The sequence below is a fragment of the Arcobacter aquimarinus genome (assembly GCF_013177635.1).
Classification (GTDB): Bacteria; Campylobacterota; Campylobacteria; order Campylobacterales; family Arcobacteraceae; genus Aliarcobacter; species Aliarcobacter aquimarinus.
In genome coordinates this window covers 600,600-615,079 of sequence record NZ_CP030944.1, presented here as the reverse complement: position 1 = coordinate 615,079, position 14,480 = coordinate 600,600, and the positions used below count along the sequence as shown (strand labels likewise).

At 24.2% G+C, this 14,480-nt stretch carries 9 protein-coding genes; 5 read left to right on the top strand and 4 right to left on the bottom strand.

The window, feature by feature from the left end; all coding sequences use genetic code 11:
• Positions 1-38 precede the first annotated feature (38 nt).
• Entirely contained in the window at positions 39-2,087 is a 2,049-nt protein-coding gene (locus tag AAQM_RS03045) for an ATP-dependent helicase (RefSeq protein ID WP_129096093.1), read from the bottom strand.
• 791 nt (positions 2,088-2,878) lie between these two features.
• On the bottom strand, positions 2,879-5,527 hold the full coding sequence (locus AAQM_RS03040) for a hypothetical protein (RefSeq protein WP_171920645.1): 2,649 nt from the start codon (positions 5,525-5,527) through the stop codon (positions 2,879-2,881).
• A 169-nt stretch (positions 5,528-5,696) separates the two neighbouring features.
• Between AAQM_RS03040 and AAQM_RS03035 the strand changes: the two genes are divergently transcribed.
• From AAQM_RS03035 to AAQM_RS03015, 5 genes are all read left to right on the top strand, one after another.
• A complete protein-coding gene (locus tag AAQM_RS03035; RefSeq protein ID WP_129096257.1) occupies positions 5,697-6,692 on the top strand; it encodes a hypothetical protein in 996 nt (331 codons plus the stop codon).
• 115 nt (positions 6,693-6,807) lie between these two features.
• Positions 6,808-7,068 (top strand): hypothetical protein, encoded by a 261-nt coding sequence (locus AAQM_RS03030; protein WP_129096256.1) that lies wholly within the window; start codon positions 6,808-6,810, stop codon positions 7,066-7,068.
• 129 nt (positions 7,069-7,197) lie between these two features.
• On the top strand, positions 7,198-8,544 hold the full coding sequence (locus AAQM_RS03025) for a hypothetical protein (RefSeq protein ID WP_129096255.1): 1,347 nt from the start codon (positions 7,198-7,200) through the stop codon (positions 8,542-8,544).
• Positions 8,545-8,660: 116 nt separating this feature from the next.
• Positions 8,661-8,951, top strand: coding sequence for a hypothetical protein (locus AAQM_RS03020; protein ID WP_129013668.1), 291 nt, complete (start codon positions 8,661-8,663; stop codon positions 8,949-8,951).
• Positions 8,948-9,994, top strand: a complete 1,047-nt coding sequence (locus AAQM_RS03015; protein ID WP_129096254.1) for a tyrosine-type recombinase/integrase — start codon at positions 8,948-8,950, stop codon at positions 9,992-9,994. The genes AAQM_RS03020 and AAQM_RS03015 overlap by 4 nt, the downstream gene beginning before the upstream one ends.
• Positions 9,995-10,047: 53 nt before the next feature.
• Here AAQM_RS03015 and AAQM_RS03010 read toward each other — a convergent pair whose 3' ends face one another.
• The gene (locus AAQM_RS03010) at positions 10,048-11,337 is read right to left on the bottom strand and encodes a TolC family protein (RefSeq protein WP_129096253.1); all 1,290 of its coding nucleotides are present in this window, start codon (positions 11,335-11,337) and stop codon (positions 10,048-10,050) included.
• Positions 11,330-14,473 (bottom strand): efflux RND transporter permease subunit, encoded by a 3,144-nt coding sequence (locus AAQM_RS03005; protein ID WP_129096252.1) that lies wholly within the window; start codon positions 14,471-14,473, stop codon positions 11,330-11,332. Before AAQM_RS03005 ends, AAQM_RS03010 begins: the two co-directional genes overlap by 8 nt.
• Positions 14,474-14,480 lie beyond the last annotated feature (7 nt).

The window sequence follows — 14,480 nt, the reverse complement described above, 5'->3', positions numbered from 1 at the left end:
AAAAAAAATATTTATATTCTATTATATTTGACTTAAATTTAAGACTCTTCAGAATCTTTTATTATCATTCCAGCCTCTTTCAAAAATGGACTTGCAACAAAAGTCATCTTTTTTATTTTGTCATATTTAGCGTAAGATAGATATAAGATATCCTTTGCTCTTGTAACTGCAACATAAAAAAGACGTCTTTCTTCTTCAATACTTCCACCTTTACTCATAAGTTTTCGATTCGGAAATCTTCCATCCATTAAATCTATTACATAAACTTCTTTGAACTCCAAACCTTTGCTAGCATGAATTGAAAGTAGATTTACTCCTTCTCCTTCACTCATCTCACTTCCACCTAAAATCATTGAGTTTATAAATTTTGAAAGGTCGTTGAAATTTCTTGATAGATTTTTTAAAAGCATACCTTTTCTATTTATTTTTGCTAAGGCTTTTGTTTTTTGCATTGGATTTATAGTTCCATCTTTTTGTGTTGCTCGTTTTGTAGATAAAAAATCTTTTAACTTTGAATAAGCCATAGATGAAATAATACCTCCAATTAATGTTTCTGGATTTTTTGACCTTCTTAATTGTTTTAAAAGTAGATAAATATCATAAAGATATTTTCCACCATCAACATTTAATTTTGGATGTTTTAATATTGGATTTCCTAAAAAAGCCTCTTCGAAATTACAATCCTTAAATTTTGAAATAGAACCTAATTCAACAAAATCATCAAAAAGTCCTAATTGTTGATTTTTTATTTTTCCATTTTCATATGGATTTTTAATATCATCTCTTGGATGAAAAAATCCTTTTAATAAATCACCATCACCTAATTTTATAAGTGCATCAAAAATATCTTTTGCGATAGCTTTTCCTATTCCTTTTCCATGTTCAACTATATGGATAAATGCCATCATATCATTGTGTGATAGTTGCATTACTAAAATATCAAGTATAAATTTAACTTCAACTGAATCAAAAAAACTCATTCCTCCTTTTCTACGTGCTGGAATTGAAAACTCTCTTAAATTTGCTTCTATTCCATCAGCACTAGAGTTATTTCTATAAATAATAGCTATTTCACTATGTGGAGTTTCACTTTTTGAAATAAGTTCAGAAATATATTCATATTGTGAAAAAAGTTCATTAAAAGCTAGTAACTTAGGTTTATATTCTGTCTCTTTTCTTACAACTTCTAATTTTTTTTCATAAACTCTTTCATTATATTCAATAACTTTTGTTGCTAAATCTAAAATTGGTTTAGTTGAACGATAATTTTTTCTTAAAGTAAAAACTTTTGCATTTTCATATCTTTTTACAAAAGTAGAAATAATTCCAATATCAGAACCATTAAAAGCATAAATACTTTGGTCATAATCACCTACACAAAAAAGTGATTTTGGTCTAAATCCATCAAGTAATCTTCCTTGAAGTGGATTTGTATCTTGATACTCATCTACTAAAATTTCTTTAAAGTCAAACTCTTTTTCTTTTAGAATTTGAAGCATTGTAGTTAATAAATCATCAAAATTCACATATCCATATTTGGTTTTTAATTCATTAAATTCAGCAACTACATCTTCATAAATTAAAGTATAAATTTCATGATTTGCATTTTTTGACTTTATCCAAGATGCAAAATCTTCTCCATCATTTGAATTTAAATACAAAGAGTACATATCATATAAATATCCACCATCATAAGGAGAAGCTTCATCATCTCTTTCAAAAAAAACTCTTTTTTCATATATAGATTTAAAAAGCGTTTTTAATTCATTTGGCTGTTTTAAAGTAATATTTATATTCAATTCTTTAAGAAGTTTATATGAAACAGAATGAAAAGTTCCTGCCATAATCTGCTTTGCTATATCTTTTCCAAAAAATTTTGCAACTCTTGCTACCATCTCTGCTGCTGCTTTATTTGTAAAAGTTAAAAGTAGTATTTGATTTGGTTTAACACCTTTGTTTATTAAACTTGCTATTCGTCCAACTATAGTAGATGTTTTTCCTGTTCCAGCACTTGCTATTATAAGATTATAACCATAAGGACAAGTTGCCGCTTCTAGTTGTTCTTGATTTAAATTTGATAAAGGCATAGGATTTATTTAATTTTGTATTTTATAGGTTTAATCATTTTGGAATAGTATCATAATAGAATTAAGAGAGATTGAAAATAAAAAAGGATGTCTGTTTGGGGGAAAGACATCCTTCTTCACACAAGGAAACATAAAAAATTATCTATTTAAGAAATCTATCTTAAAAACATTAGGTATAAATAAGTCGCTGCGTCAACCTATCTATGTTAAAATTATAATAATTTATAATTAACTAAAATCTAATACATAATTAACAAAGAGTTAACTTAACACTATATTTTAATATATAGTCAAAATATTAAAACACCATAAAATCGCACTTTTTACAAAATTATTATTCAATCTTTTATTAAAATTATTCTTTTAAAACATTAAAAAGTTGCACAAAATCGACACACTAAATTTAATTCCTAAACTGTGTCAAAATTGACCTCTACATACCTAAATATCGTATTTATAAAATTTGTTTTTTCTTTAATTTTTTAGATGATTATGATTTTTGTTTTGCACAAAATTGGCACTAATTTAAATAAAATCCCTATAAATCAACCATTTATATTAATGATAAAAAAACTGTTTAAAAAATTTAAGAAAATACCTGATTATTAATATTTAAAATCTATTATGAGTGCTGTGGAATGGTGAGATTTTTTTGGAACAATTTTTTAGTATTTATTCTCTATCTAATAGATATAAAAAAGAAAAAATTATTATAATATGAATAACTAAAATATATTTTATTATATTTTCTTATTTACTTAATTCTTCTTCTTTCTCTAATTCATTTAAAATTAACTTTTTATAATTTTTCTAAATGATTCTTTATAATTATCTATTTTGTAATAATTCAATAATTTATACAAGGCTTCTTTCTCTTTTGAATCGGGACGTACTTCAATCATTTCCTTTATTACTTCAAAATATTTGTTAATAATTTCAATATCTTCTTCAATTACTTTTTCAATTAATTCTTCAATTAAATAATTTATATTGTCTGTTAATTGTGAAAATAGAATTAAAGCTCCTCTCCACCAAGAATTAGTTATATAAAGTTCAATTTCCCGACCTCTATTATTTTGAAATTCTTTTGCAACTAAATATTCTTGATATCTTAAATGTCCAAATGTATATTTAGAATCATTAAATTCATCAAAAAGAATGTTGCATGGACTAATTAATTCCTCTAATATACATTCAAGCTCTTTTTTATCCTTATATTTGTACTCTATTTCTAGATAAAATAATATTTCATCTTTTGACATACTTCTTTTATTATGTTTGTGAAAAATAAAACCTATTTTAATAACGATTTTTTCTAATGTATATTTAGGAATTTGATTCCTTGTAATTTGTTTATGCTTATCATATTCTCCTAAAAGTAAATCTAATCTATAATGATACATTTCAGCTTCAGTTATTGGTAATGGATAATCTTGCTCTGCTAACCTACAAAATATTGTTGCTGAGAGAGGGTTATTTAACAACCCTTCAATTTTATACTCATAAATATGTTCTTTTAATTTTTTAGCTATTTGTGGCTTATTTATTAACCATGAATCTATAAATTTATCTCTCTGTTCTTTTTTAAAATCAAGTAGCTTAACAAATAAAAAATCTTTTCTTAAATCTTTTATATATTCAGGTCTTGATGATATAGCTATAATAACTTTGTATTTCTCAATTAATTCTTCAATTATATTAATTATCCATGGAGCAATATTTGATATTTCATCATACCCATCAAATAAAAAGATTGAATTTTTATTATTGAATAAATCAATTAGATTGTTCATATTAAAGGTTACTAATTCTGATTGAGAACTAAAATATGTACAAATAGCATTTAAGAAGGCATTCTTTTTTTTCTCATAACTATTTAGTTCTTCAATTTTGTAAATTAAATTTATAACTTTTGTTAATGGAATAAATACTTTTATTGAACTTTTATTACCAAATTTAGAATAATGTTGTAGAGTAGTTGTTTTCCCTGCACCGGCATTTGCTTCTATTACTACATTTATACCCTCATCTAATATTGTTTTAACGTGGTGTTCTATTTTTTGATTTTTTGTATTTTTACTTTTTATAAAAATAAAACTTAGCTCTTTTAAGTAAACTTCTAAATTATAAATCTTGTTTTTGAATTCTAATATTTCTTTTATCCCTTCAATAAATGTATTATTTTTTAGTACCTTATTATTTATAGAAATCAAAATCTTATTTAGATATTTCTTTAACTTTTCTATGTTAATAATAAAATAATAGTCAGTAATTAAAATTAAATTCTTTTTTAATTCTAAAAGTTCATAATATTTATTAATAAATTTGATTAGTAAAGGTATTAATTCTTTTAATAACGTAACTTCATTATTATATTTATCTTCAATTTTATTAAGTAAATCTTTTAGTTTTCTAATTTCATTTTGTTTTTTTAATTTTATATAAGATGAATAATTATTAATCCCTTTAAGTTCTTCTATGTTTAGTTCAAGAATAAAAATCATGCTATCATCTATTATTTTTCTAAACAGTGAATCTTTTATTAAATTGTATTCTTGATTAATTTCATCTATATCTCTAAATAATTTTTCTAAAATTTTCAATTCTATTCTAAAGTTCTTGATTTTCTCAATATTTAATTCTTCATTACTTAAATTGTGAATATTTTCAATTTTTTCGAAATTAATAAATTCTTTTAAATTAGGTAATTCAGTTAATAATGAACTTACAAATTTTTTAAAATCGATATATTCATTGTTATCTAATATAAAATAGGACTCATTACTATTTAATGAGATTTGATTAGTTACCTGTATTACTAATAAACTATTTAAATATGTAATATCTAAATCAGAATAATAAACTCCTTTGTTTATATCTTTAAAATAGGCTAGTGCATTATAAAGTTCTTTATTCTCAATTTCTTTTGATAGTATATTATTAATATTCTTGATATCTTTTTCAAATAATTTATAAATATGTTCCCACATTGAATATTTATCAAAAGCTTTAATCAGTTTTGATAAATCTAAAAATTTAATTTGATGTTTAATTGTTGAAATATCATTAAATCTTTGTTGTAAAGCTTTTTCATCAATATCTTGAGGAGATACAAAATATACTGTTTTGGGTTTATATTTTTGCCCATCTGTATGTTCTATTAAATTATTAGTTGCTTCAATCATTTGATTTAAAACTGTACTCATTGAGTTATTACCACTAGATTTTGCATCTAACTTTTTCATTTTAGATTGTATTACTGTAAATTCAATTTCATCGAACTCATCAAATTTCCAACATATCGCATCTTTTCCTTTTTCATAAACACCACCATTAAATTTTGCATTATAATTTAAATTTTTAAATAAAGGTATTATTATTTTTTTCGTAAAATCATTTTCATTCATACTTTGGATTTTTTTTATTATTTCTTGATGCATAGGTCAGAGCCTTATTTAGTAAGTTGGTTTATTTATTTTTGAACAGATTATTTGGACTTTTAATATGTTAAGTAAATTTTTTAATAATGTTAACCCTATAATTTATTCTTTTTTATAATATTATTCTATAAAAAAGATTCTTTAATTATTATTTTATTACAATTTACAAATGTATAAATTATCAACAAAAGAAACATTAGAAAAATTCAATAATGAAATAATAAAAGCAAATAGTGTAGAACTTGGATTTAAAAATTATATTGAAAATAAATTAAAAGAATTTGAGGGCTTAATTGATTATACAGATTATAAAAAACAAATATTTAAACAATTTAAAATTGCTCAAACTTTACATCCAATTACTTCAAAAAAAGAAATAGATTCAACTTTAAAAAATACATTATCACAATATAATTATGAATTTTTAGATGAACAAATTGAAGTCTTTAAAGAATTAGTAAATTTTGATAAAGCTTGTATTATTGATGAAAAGAAAATATTTTATAGATTAAATACTCTCTTATTTAAGATATTTCAACATTTAGAAGCTTTAATCAAATGGCATGAACTAAATGAATCTGAAAATATATTAGAAAAAGGAATTGCTAGAACTCCTCATCCAAAAGTTATTGATGCAATAACTCCAAGAATTAAAACAATAAAAGATGGATTAGAATTAAATCCCATTAAATCAAATGAAATACTACTTGATATCTATAAAAATTTTGAAAAAAATCCTTTAGAAGTTAATTATATGTATTACTCATTGCAATATATAAAAAAAGAAAATTTTTTATTAGATGATAAAGAGGGACTAGAAACATTATATAATCAACAAGTTTATTTAAATTCTGCAAAAAAGCTTGAAGATACTCATATTTTTAATAGTTGTAAGATTGCCTCATATTTATTATATAAAGAAAAAACATTGATAAATTTATCTTTACAATTAAATGAAAACATCCCCTATACAACATTAGCAAATTATATAAATACTTTAATTGATTCTTTTTTTGATTATGAATATAAATCAAATTTAACAAAAAATCATATAAAAAAAGAAGTACAAATAAAAACACCTTTTAATAATATAGAAATATATGAATATAGAACTAAAAAGAACTTTCAAGAACATCCTATTTTTAGTGATATAACATTTGACTAGTGACTCACTAGTTAAATTTGCTATCTTTAAAAAAATCTTTCCAATAAACTTCCCCTATCAATTGATATAAAAAACAAAGAGCTCTTTGTAAATTTAAACTTACAAAGGAAAAAACATGCTTACATTAAAAGGCATTCTATTAAACATAATAGAAAAATCAGAATATAAAAAAGATGGAGAATCATTAGCAACTCCAGTAAAAGCTAAATTACAAATTCTAGTTGATGAAAAAAGAGCAAATGGGTCTGTTACAAAAGTATTACATACTATTTCTATTCCTGATTCAAAAATAGATTTGTATAAAGACAAAGTTTCAAAAGAAATAAGTGTTGATGTAGCAATCATCTCAAAACAGTTTAATTTCTATGGTGTCTAAGAAGAGAAAAAAAGCACAGAGCTCTTCTGTGTATTTTTCTCTTCGTGACACTTTTTAAAAGAAAAAAAATAATTAGTTGAAAGGGGTTTATAGTAACACCCCTTTCTTAAACACTTTTAAGAGGTAAAAATGAATAACATAAAAAAAATATATGGTATTGATACTCTTTATTTCTTTTTTGAAACTAATGAAAATTATGATGATTTGTTCCTTGAAATTCTAGACCAATTAGAAGATATAAAAGGTAAATTTCAAAAGAAAGATATTGAGTTTGAAAACAAAGATTTATATATAAATCTAAAAGATATGCAATTAAACTTTTTAGGTAAACAAGAGGGATTTTATTGGTTTAAAGATTCTAATGATTTTTTTAGAATTGGATTCAAAGATAAATATAAAAATAGAGGACTAAATGATATTAGAGTACAGCTTCAAGGAAATGGTATTTATACTTTTGGTATTAGTTCTATTATTAAACTATTACAAGAATACTTAAGTGATTATATAACTTCTTATGTTCCAGTAACAAGAGTAGATATAAATTGTTTTATTCAATATGATTTATCTTTTATAAAAAAAGATATGTTTGTTACTAGAAAAAGAAAATACTCTACTATTAATGAAATTGGAGATGCAAATAACACTCAAACTATTTATATAGGTAAAGAGCCATTTAAACTAAGAATTTATAATAAATCATTAGAACTAAAAAAATCTAAAAAGTTTGAAATTATGAATGAATATTTTTTAAATCATAACTTCAATTTAGAAGAAACAATTTTTAATGTAGAGTTTGAATTACATAGAACACATTTAAAACAATTTAATATAAATTCATTAGATGAATTATTTGCTAATTTAAAAAATCTATTTATTAGTTCAATGAATGAAATTAAATTAATTGATGTAAATTCTGTTTCCAGTGCAAATTTATCAAATAATAAATATCAAGCAGAAATTCATCCTTTGTGGAATGAAATCATAAACGATTTTAATATAGATGAATTTATGCAAAACTTTTTCCCAATAGAAAGACTAAAAAGAAAAATATCAATCTATAATGAAAATAAATTTGAGTTTGAATATATAGCCTTGATTAGAAAAGCATATATCAATAATTTAACTTTAGATACTGAATATCTAAATGAATTATATTTTAAAGCAAAAGAAACATTTAATAAAACAACAACTCCAAAAGAGTTAAAAAAAGATTATATTGAAGTTGATGTAATCCATGAATCTACAAATGAAAAAGAGAACTTTAGATTATTCAAAGATGGAAGTTTAATAAAACCTCTTAGAACTGAAACTGTTGCAAATTTAAGTGATTATGAATTGTTAGTTTATTTAGATAAAACAAGTGAAAAACAACACTTATCTACAAGAGATAATCATATTTATCAGGTAGCTTATAAAGAAGCACAAAAGAGGAATTTACTTTTAAATATATCAAGTAAAGAAGCTATGCAGTTTTAGATAATCAAAATTAAATTTAAAACAAGATTTTTGATACTTTTTAAAAAAGTATAAACAGATTAATAAGGGAATTTATTTCCCTTGCCTAAACAGATAATGAAAGGAGAGTTAAAACAATGGAAATATCATTTGAAAATCTAAATAAAATTGTTGATATATTAGAAAAATTAGATTCATTAAATTCAAAAATATTAAATATTGAAAATAGACTTGCTCCAAAACTTGATTTAACAAAAAGAGATGGAGTAAAAAAATATTTAGATATAAGTGATAGTACACTTTATCAAATGATGAATGATGGAAGATTAAAACAAAATATCCATTATAAAAAAACTATTAATGGAAAACGTGTTAATATAATTTTTGTAGAAAGTGCGATTGTTGGTTTCAAGGAGAATCAAAAATGAAATTTTACAATCGAAACGGAATGCTGTATGTTAGAAAAAATGGAATGAGAATTTCCACAAAATTACTTGATACAGTTGAAAATCGTAAATTATTTGAAAGCTATGCTAAAAATGATGAGTTCTTTAAAAAATTTGATGTTAAAGAGAATGATGTTCCAACAATTTTGGATTTATGTGAAGAAATTTTAAAAGAGAAAGAAACTACTTTAAAAAAGACTTCACTAAAAGCATATAATTCTTTATATCATAGTAGGATTGTTCCCTATTTTGATAAAATCTTAATAACTGATTTTAAACCTAAAGATGTTTTTGAATGGTATAAAACTATTCAAGATAAAAGAACAATTATAACTTGTGAGGCAATTTTAAAACCTGCTTTTGAAAGAGCTATATTGTTTGAACACATTGAATCTTCACCTTTTATAATAAAAAGACCCAAAACAAATAGTGAATATACAATTATGCCTTTTACTATTGATGAAATAAACAAAATAATTGAAGTATCTCCAAATAGAGTTAAAAATTTAATTGCTGTTGCTTTTTACTCTGGAATGAGAATTGGAGAAGTAATTGGTTTAAAATGGGAAGATATAGATTTTCTTGATAAAACAATTAGTGTAAAAAGAACTATAACATCAGGAATTGAACAATCTCCAAAAACAAAATCAAGTGAAAGAGTGATTGATATGATAACTCAGTGTGAAAATCATTTACTTGCACAAAGAAAATTTACTGGACTTGGAGAGTATGTATTTTTAAGTGTTGATTTAAAACCTTATAATTCAAGTTCTTCTTTAGCTTATACTTGGAAAAGAATTTTAAAAGAAGCTGATATAAAATATAGAAGTATCTATCAATTAAGACACTCTTTTGCAAGTAATATGCTTTCAAATGGAGAAAATGAATTATGGGTTGCACAAATGATGGGTCATAAGTCATCAAATACAACTAGAACAAAATATTCTAAATATCTAAAAGTTAATAGACACAAAAAAGTTACTTTCTTAGATACTATGGACACAAAATTGGCACAATTTTGTTAGAATCTGCCCAAAACAAGGGAAGATTTTAACAAAGAGTTAACTTGATAATTTTATTAATAAATAACTCCTATTGCATAATCTAAATTTGCTTTTGAACTTAGATAGCTATAATAAGTATTTATAAGATTACTTTTAGCTTGTGTGTATTGAAGTTTTGATTCATTTAATTCAACTAAATCATTTAATCCAGCTTGATATCTTTTATTTGCTAAATCAAGTTTAACAGTGGACAAATCTACACTTAAAAGAGCTATGTTTATGCTCTCTTCACTCTCTTTTAATTTGAAATAAGCGTTTGTTATATCTTCTTTTATTTGTAATTTTTCTTGAATTAATTGCTGTTTTGAACTATTTAAACTAGCAAGTGAACTTTTTATATTTGCCTGAGTTGAATCGCCTGTATATAAATCCCATTTCAAATAAACTCCAGCTGTTGCTTGTCTAACATCTACACTTGCAATTTTATCTGAATCTTTATCACTATATGTTGCATCAAAATCTACTCTTGGATAGTATTCTGCTTTATTACTTTTTAGTTTTAATTTTTGAGCATTTATCTGTTTTTCAAACATTTTTAATTCAGGTCTATTTTCATATCCTTTATTTAAAAGATTTTCTAATTGTAAATTAGTCATTTCTAAACTCTTTGCTAAAGATGTAATTTCTTGAGCATTTTTAATGTCTATTTTTTTGGTTTCATCAACACCTAAAATAGAAATTAGTTTAGTTTGGGCATTTTTTAGATTGTATTGAGCTTGAATTAATTCAAGTTTTGAATTTGACAATTTAAGTTGTGCATCTGTAACATCAATAAGTGTTCGAACTCCTGCTTTATAATATTTCTCAGCTTGAATTAAATGTAATTCATCTATTTTAATTGATTCTTCTGCTAGATTTATTTGCTGAAAACTACTCAAAATATCATAATAAGCCTCTTTTATTTTTAAAACTGTAAAAGATATATTTTTTACCGTTTCAAAATTTGAAGCAAGATAATCCTCTTTAGCTGAATCAATAATATTTGAGGTTTTTCCAAAATCATATATTAATTGATTTGCACTTAGACTAAAACCTGTTACATTATCTTCAACTTGATTTGAATTACTTCCTTTAATATCATATTTAGCCACCTCACCTACGGCAGATACTCTTGGGAGATAAGCTGCTTTACTATTTTCATAATTTGCATCTTTTATCTCTTCTTTATATTTACTTATTTTTATATTACTATTGTTTTGGATAGCTGTATTTATCAACTCTTCAAGCAAAACATCTTTAGCATTTAAATTTGAAAATAAAAAAATCGCACAAATTGATGAAATTACTCTTTTTTTCTTAAACATTTTTTATTTCCTCACTATTATTTTTTCTTTCTCTTAATCTTTGTAAAATTACAAATAAAATCGGTGTTAAAAGTAAAGTTAATATTGTAGACATTATCATCCCTCCAAAAACAGCTGTACCTAAGGATTGTCTTGAAACAGCACCAGCTCCACTTGCAAATACTAAAGGTAAAATTCCTAATAAAAAAGAAAAAATTGTCATTAAAATGGCTCTTAATCTTAAAATAGAAGCTTTTATAGCAGCATCTATGATAGTTTCACCTTTTTCTCTTAATTCTTTTGCAAATTCTATAATCAAAATAGCATTTTTAGAGGACATTCCTATTAATAAAACCAACCCTATTTGAGTATATGTATTATTTAATAAACCAGCAAACATATTAGCTCCCAAAGCTCCAAACATAACAGCAGGAATTGGTAACATAATCATCAAAGGCATCATCCAAGATTCATATTGTGCAGCTAAGAATAGAAATACCATTAAAAGTGATAATAAAAAAATATAAACAGCTGCATTTCCTGCTTCTTTTTCTTGTAAACTCATTCCTGATAATTCATAACCAATAGTGCTTGGTAAGTTTGCTTGAGCTATCTTTTCTAAGGCTTTTATAGCATCTCCTGAACTATATCCTTCTTTGATATTATGAATACCATTTATTGCGATACTTTGATATGAATTAAAATGAGTGATTGTATTTACTCCACTTACTTGTTTTATATCTACAATAGTGCTTAAAGGAACATTTTCTCCATCTTTATTTTGAACAAAATAGTTTTCAATTGAATTTTTGTTTGATCTAAAATTTTGATCAGCTTGAATATAAACTCTATATGTTTTTCCATATTTATTAAAATCATTTACATATAAAGAACCCAAATAACTTTGTAAAACAGAGAAAACATCATTTAATTTTATATTTAAAGCTGAAACTTTATCTCTATTTATATCCACATAATATTGAGGATAACTACTATTAAATGAAGTATATGCCATCATAATTGCTTTATCCTCATTTAATTTTGTAATAAAATCTTTTGCATAAGATTCAAATTCAGCTATTGGCATAGCTGATAAATTTTGTAGTTTTAACTCAAAACCACCAACTGCTGAAAGTCCAGGAATTGAAGGCATATTAAATACTCTAACACTTGCATTATTTATCTGTTCATTTGCTTTTTGATTTATAGAATCTGTAATTGCTTTTATTGATGTTTGTTCACTTTGTCTATCTTCCCAATCATCAAGAACTATAAATATAGTTGCAGTTGAAGAATCAATTGCTCCTGTAATTACACTAAATCCAGTAATTGTTAAAACATCTTTTACACCTTCTGTATTTTTGATAATTTCAGTTACTTTTTTACTAACTTCTTCACTAACATTTAAAGTTGTACCAGCTTGTAATGATACAGAGGCTAGAAGTGTTCCTTGGTCTTCATCAGGAATAAATCCAGTTGGTAATACTTTAAATACAAAATATGTAGCACCTAATAATAAAATATAAATAAGTACTACAACATACCAAAATTTAATTAACTTTCTTAAAAAACTTTCATAAACTATTTTAAATCTATCTAAAGCATTATCAAAAGCTGTAAAAATAAAATTCTTTTTATCGTTTTGTTTTTTTCTTCTCAAAATAGTAGCACATAAAGCAGGTGATAAAGTTAGTGCATTTATTGATGAAATTATTACAGCAAAGGCTATTGTAAGGGCAAATTGTTGGTATAAAGCACCTGAAATTCCAGGAATAAAAGTAACAGGAACAAATACAGCTAATAAAACTAAAGTAGTAGAAATAACTGGTGCGAAAACTTCTTTCATAGCACTTGTAGTTGCATCTTTTAGACTAATATTAGGATTTCTTTCTAGATTACTCTCAACATTTTCAACTACTATAATTGCATCATCAACAACAATACCAATTGCTAAAATAAGACCAAAAAGAGTTAAAGTATTAATAGAAAAATTCATAGCTATTAATAAGGCAAAAGTTCCTATTAAAGATACAGGAATTGCAATAGCTGGAATAATAGTTGTTCTAAATGATTGTAAAAAGAAATATACAACAAATAAAACTAAAACTAGAGCTTCAAAAAGGGTTATAATAACTTCTTTTATAGATACCTCAACAAACTTTGTTGTATCATAAGTTGCTTCAACTTTTAAACCTTGAGGAAATCTTTTTGATAGTTCATCTATTTTTTCTTCAACTTTTTTTGCAACATCCAAAGCATTTGCTCCTGGAAGTTGATAAATTCCTAATAATGCTGTTGGATTATTGTTTAAAGTTGCACTCCAAGCATAATTTTCTGCTCCTAATTCAACCCTTGCAATATCTTTTATTCTTACTTTACTTCCATCACTATTCTCTTTTATAATAATATCTTCAAACTCTTTTTGAGAAGTTAATCTTGTTTTTGAAGTTAATGTATATTGAAATTTATTTGAAGTATCAATAGGAGAAGCACCTATAGTTCCAAGTGCTACTTGAAGATTTTGTTCTTTTATAGCATTTGATACTTGATTTACATTAAGTCCTAAATTTGATAATTTATCAGGATTAATCCAAATTCTCATAGAGTATTTTCTCTCTCCTAGATTTTGAACATCTCCTATTCCATCTATTCTTTTTAACTCTTCAACAATATTTAAACTTGCAAAATTTGATAAAAACAGAGCATCATGTAAAGGCTCATCTGATTTTAAAGTCAAGATTTGTACCATAGAAGTAGATTTTTTCTTTGTTGTTACCCCTTGCTGTTTTACACTATCCGGTAAACTAGGAGTTGCTAAAGTTACTCTATTTTGTACATCAATAGCAGCTATGTTTAAATCATATCCAGTTTCAAAATATAAATTTATTGTAGAATTTCCATCTGATGAAGAAGTTGAATCCATATAAATCATACCTTCAACACCATTTAACTGCTCTTCTAAAACTCTTGTAACTGAATTTTCAACAGCATCAGCACTTCCACCTGTATATTTAGCACTAACTTGAATAGTTGGTGGAGTGATTTGAGGAAATTGAGCAACAGGTAGAGAATAAAGAGCTATTAATCCTACTATTACAATAAAAATTGAGATAACTTTTGCAAAAATAGGACGTTTTATAAAAAATATTGAAAACATTTTATAA

Bases quoted from the DNA above. Each gene is read 5' to 3' on its own strand.
- AAQM_RS03045 (WP_129096093.1), bottom strand. From the start codon at position 2,087: ATGCCTTTATCAAATTTAAATCAAGAACAACTAGAAGCGGCAACTTGT.
- AAQM_RS03040 (WP_171920645.1), bottom strand. From the start codon at position 5,527: ATGCATCAAGAAATAATAAAAAAAATCCAAAGTATGAATGAAAATGAT.
- AAQM_RS03035 (WP_129096257.1), top strand. From the start codon at position 5,697: ATGTATAAATTATCAACAAAAGAAACATTAGAAAAATTCAATAATGAA.
- AAQM_RS03030 (WP_129096256.1), top strand. From the start codon at position 6,808: ATGCTTACATTAAAAGGCATTCTATTAAACATAATAGAAAAATCAGAA.
- AAQM_RS03025 (WP_129096255.1), top strand. From the start codon at position 7,198: ATGAATAACATAAAAAAAATATATGGTATTGATACTCTTTATTTCTTT.
- AAQM_RS03020 (WP_129013668.1), top strand. From the start codon at position 8,661: ATGGAAATATCATTTGAAAATCTAAATAAAATTGTTGATATATTAGAA.
- AAQM_RS03015 (WP_129096254.1), top strand. From the start codon at position 8,948: ATGAAATTTTACAATCGAAACGGAATGCTGTATGTTAGAAAAAATGGA.
- AAQM_RS03010 (WP_129096253.1), bottom strand. From the start codon at position 11,337: ATGTTTAAGAAAAAAAGAGTAATTTCATCAATTTGTGCGATTTTTTTA.
- AAQM_RS03005 (WP_129096252.1), bottom strand. From the start codon at position 14,473: ATGTTTTCAATATTTTTTATAAAACGTCCTATTTTTGCAAAAGTTATC.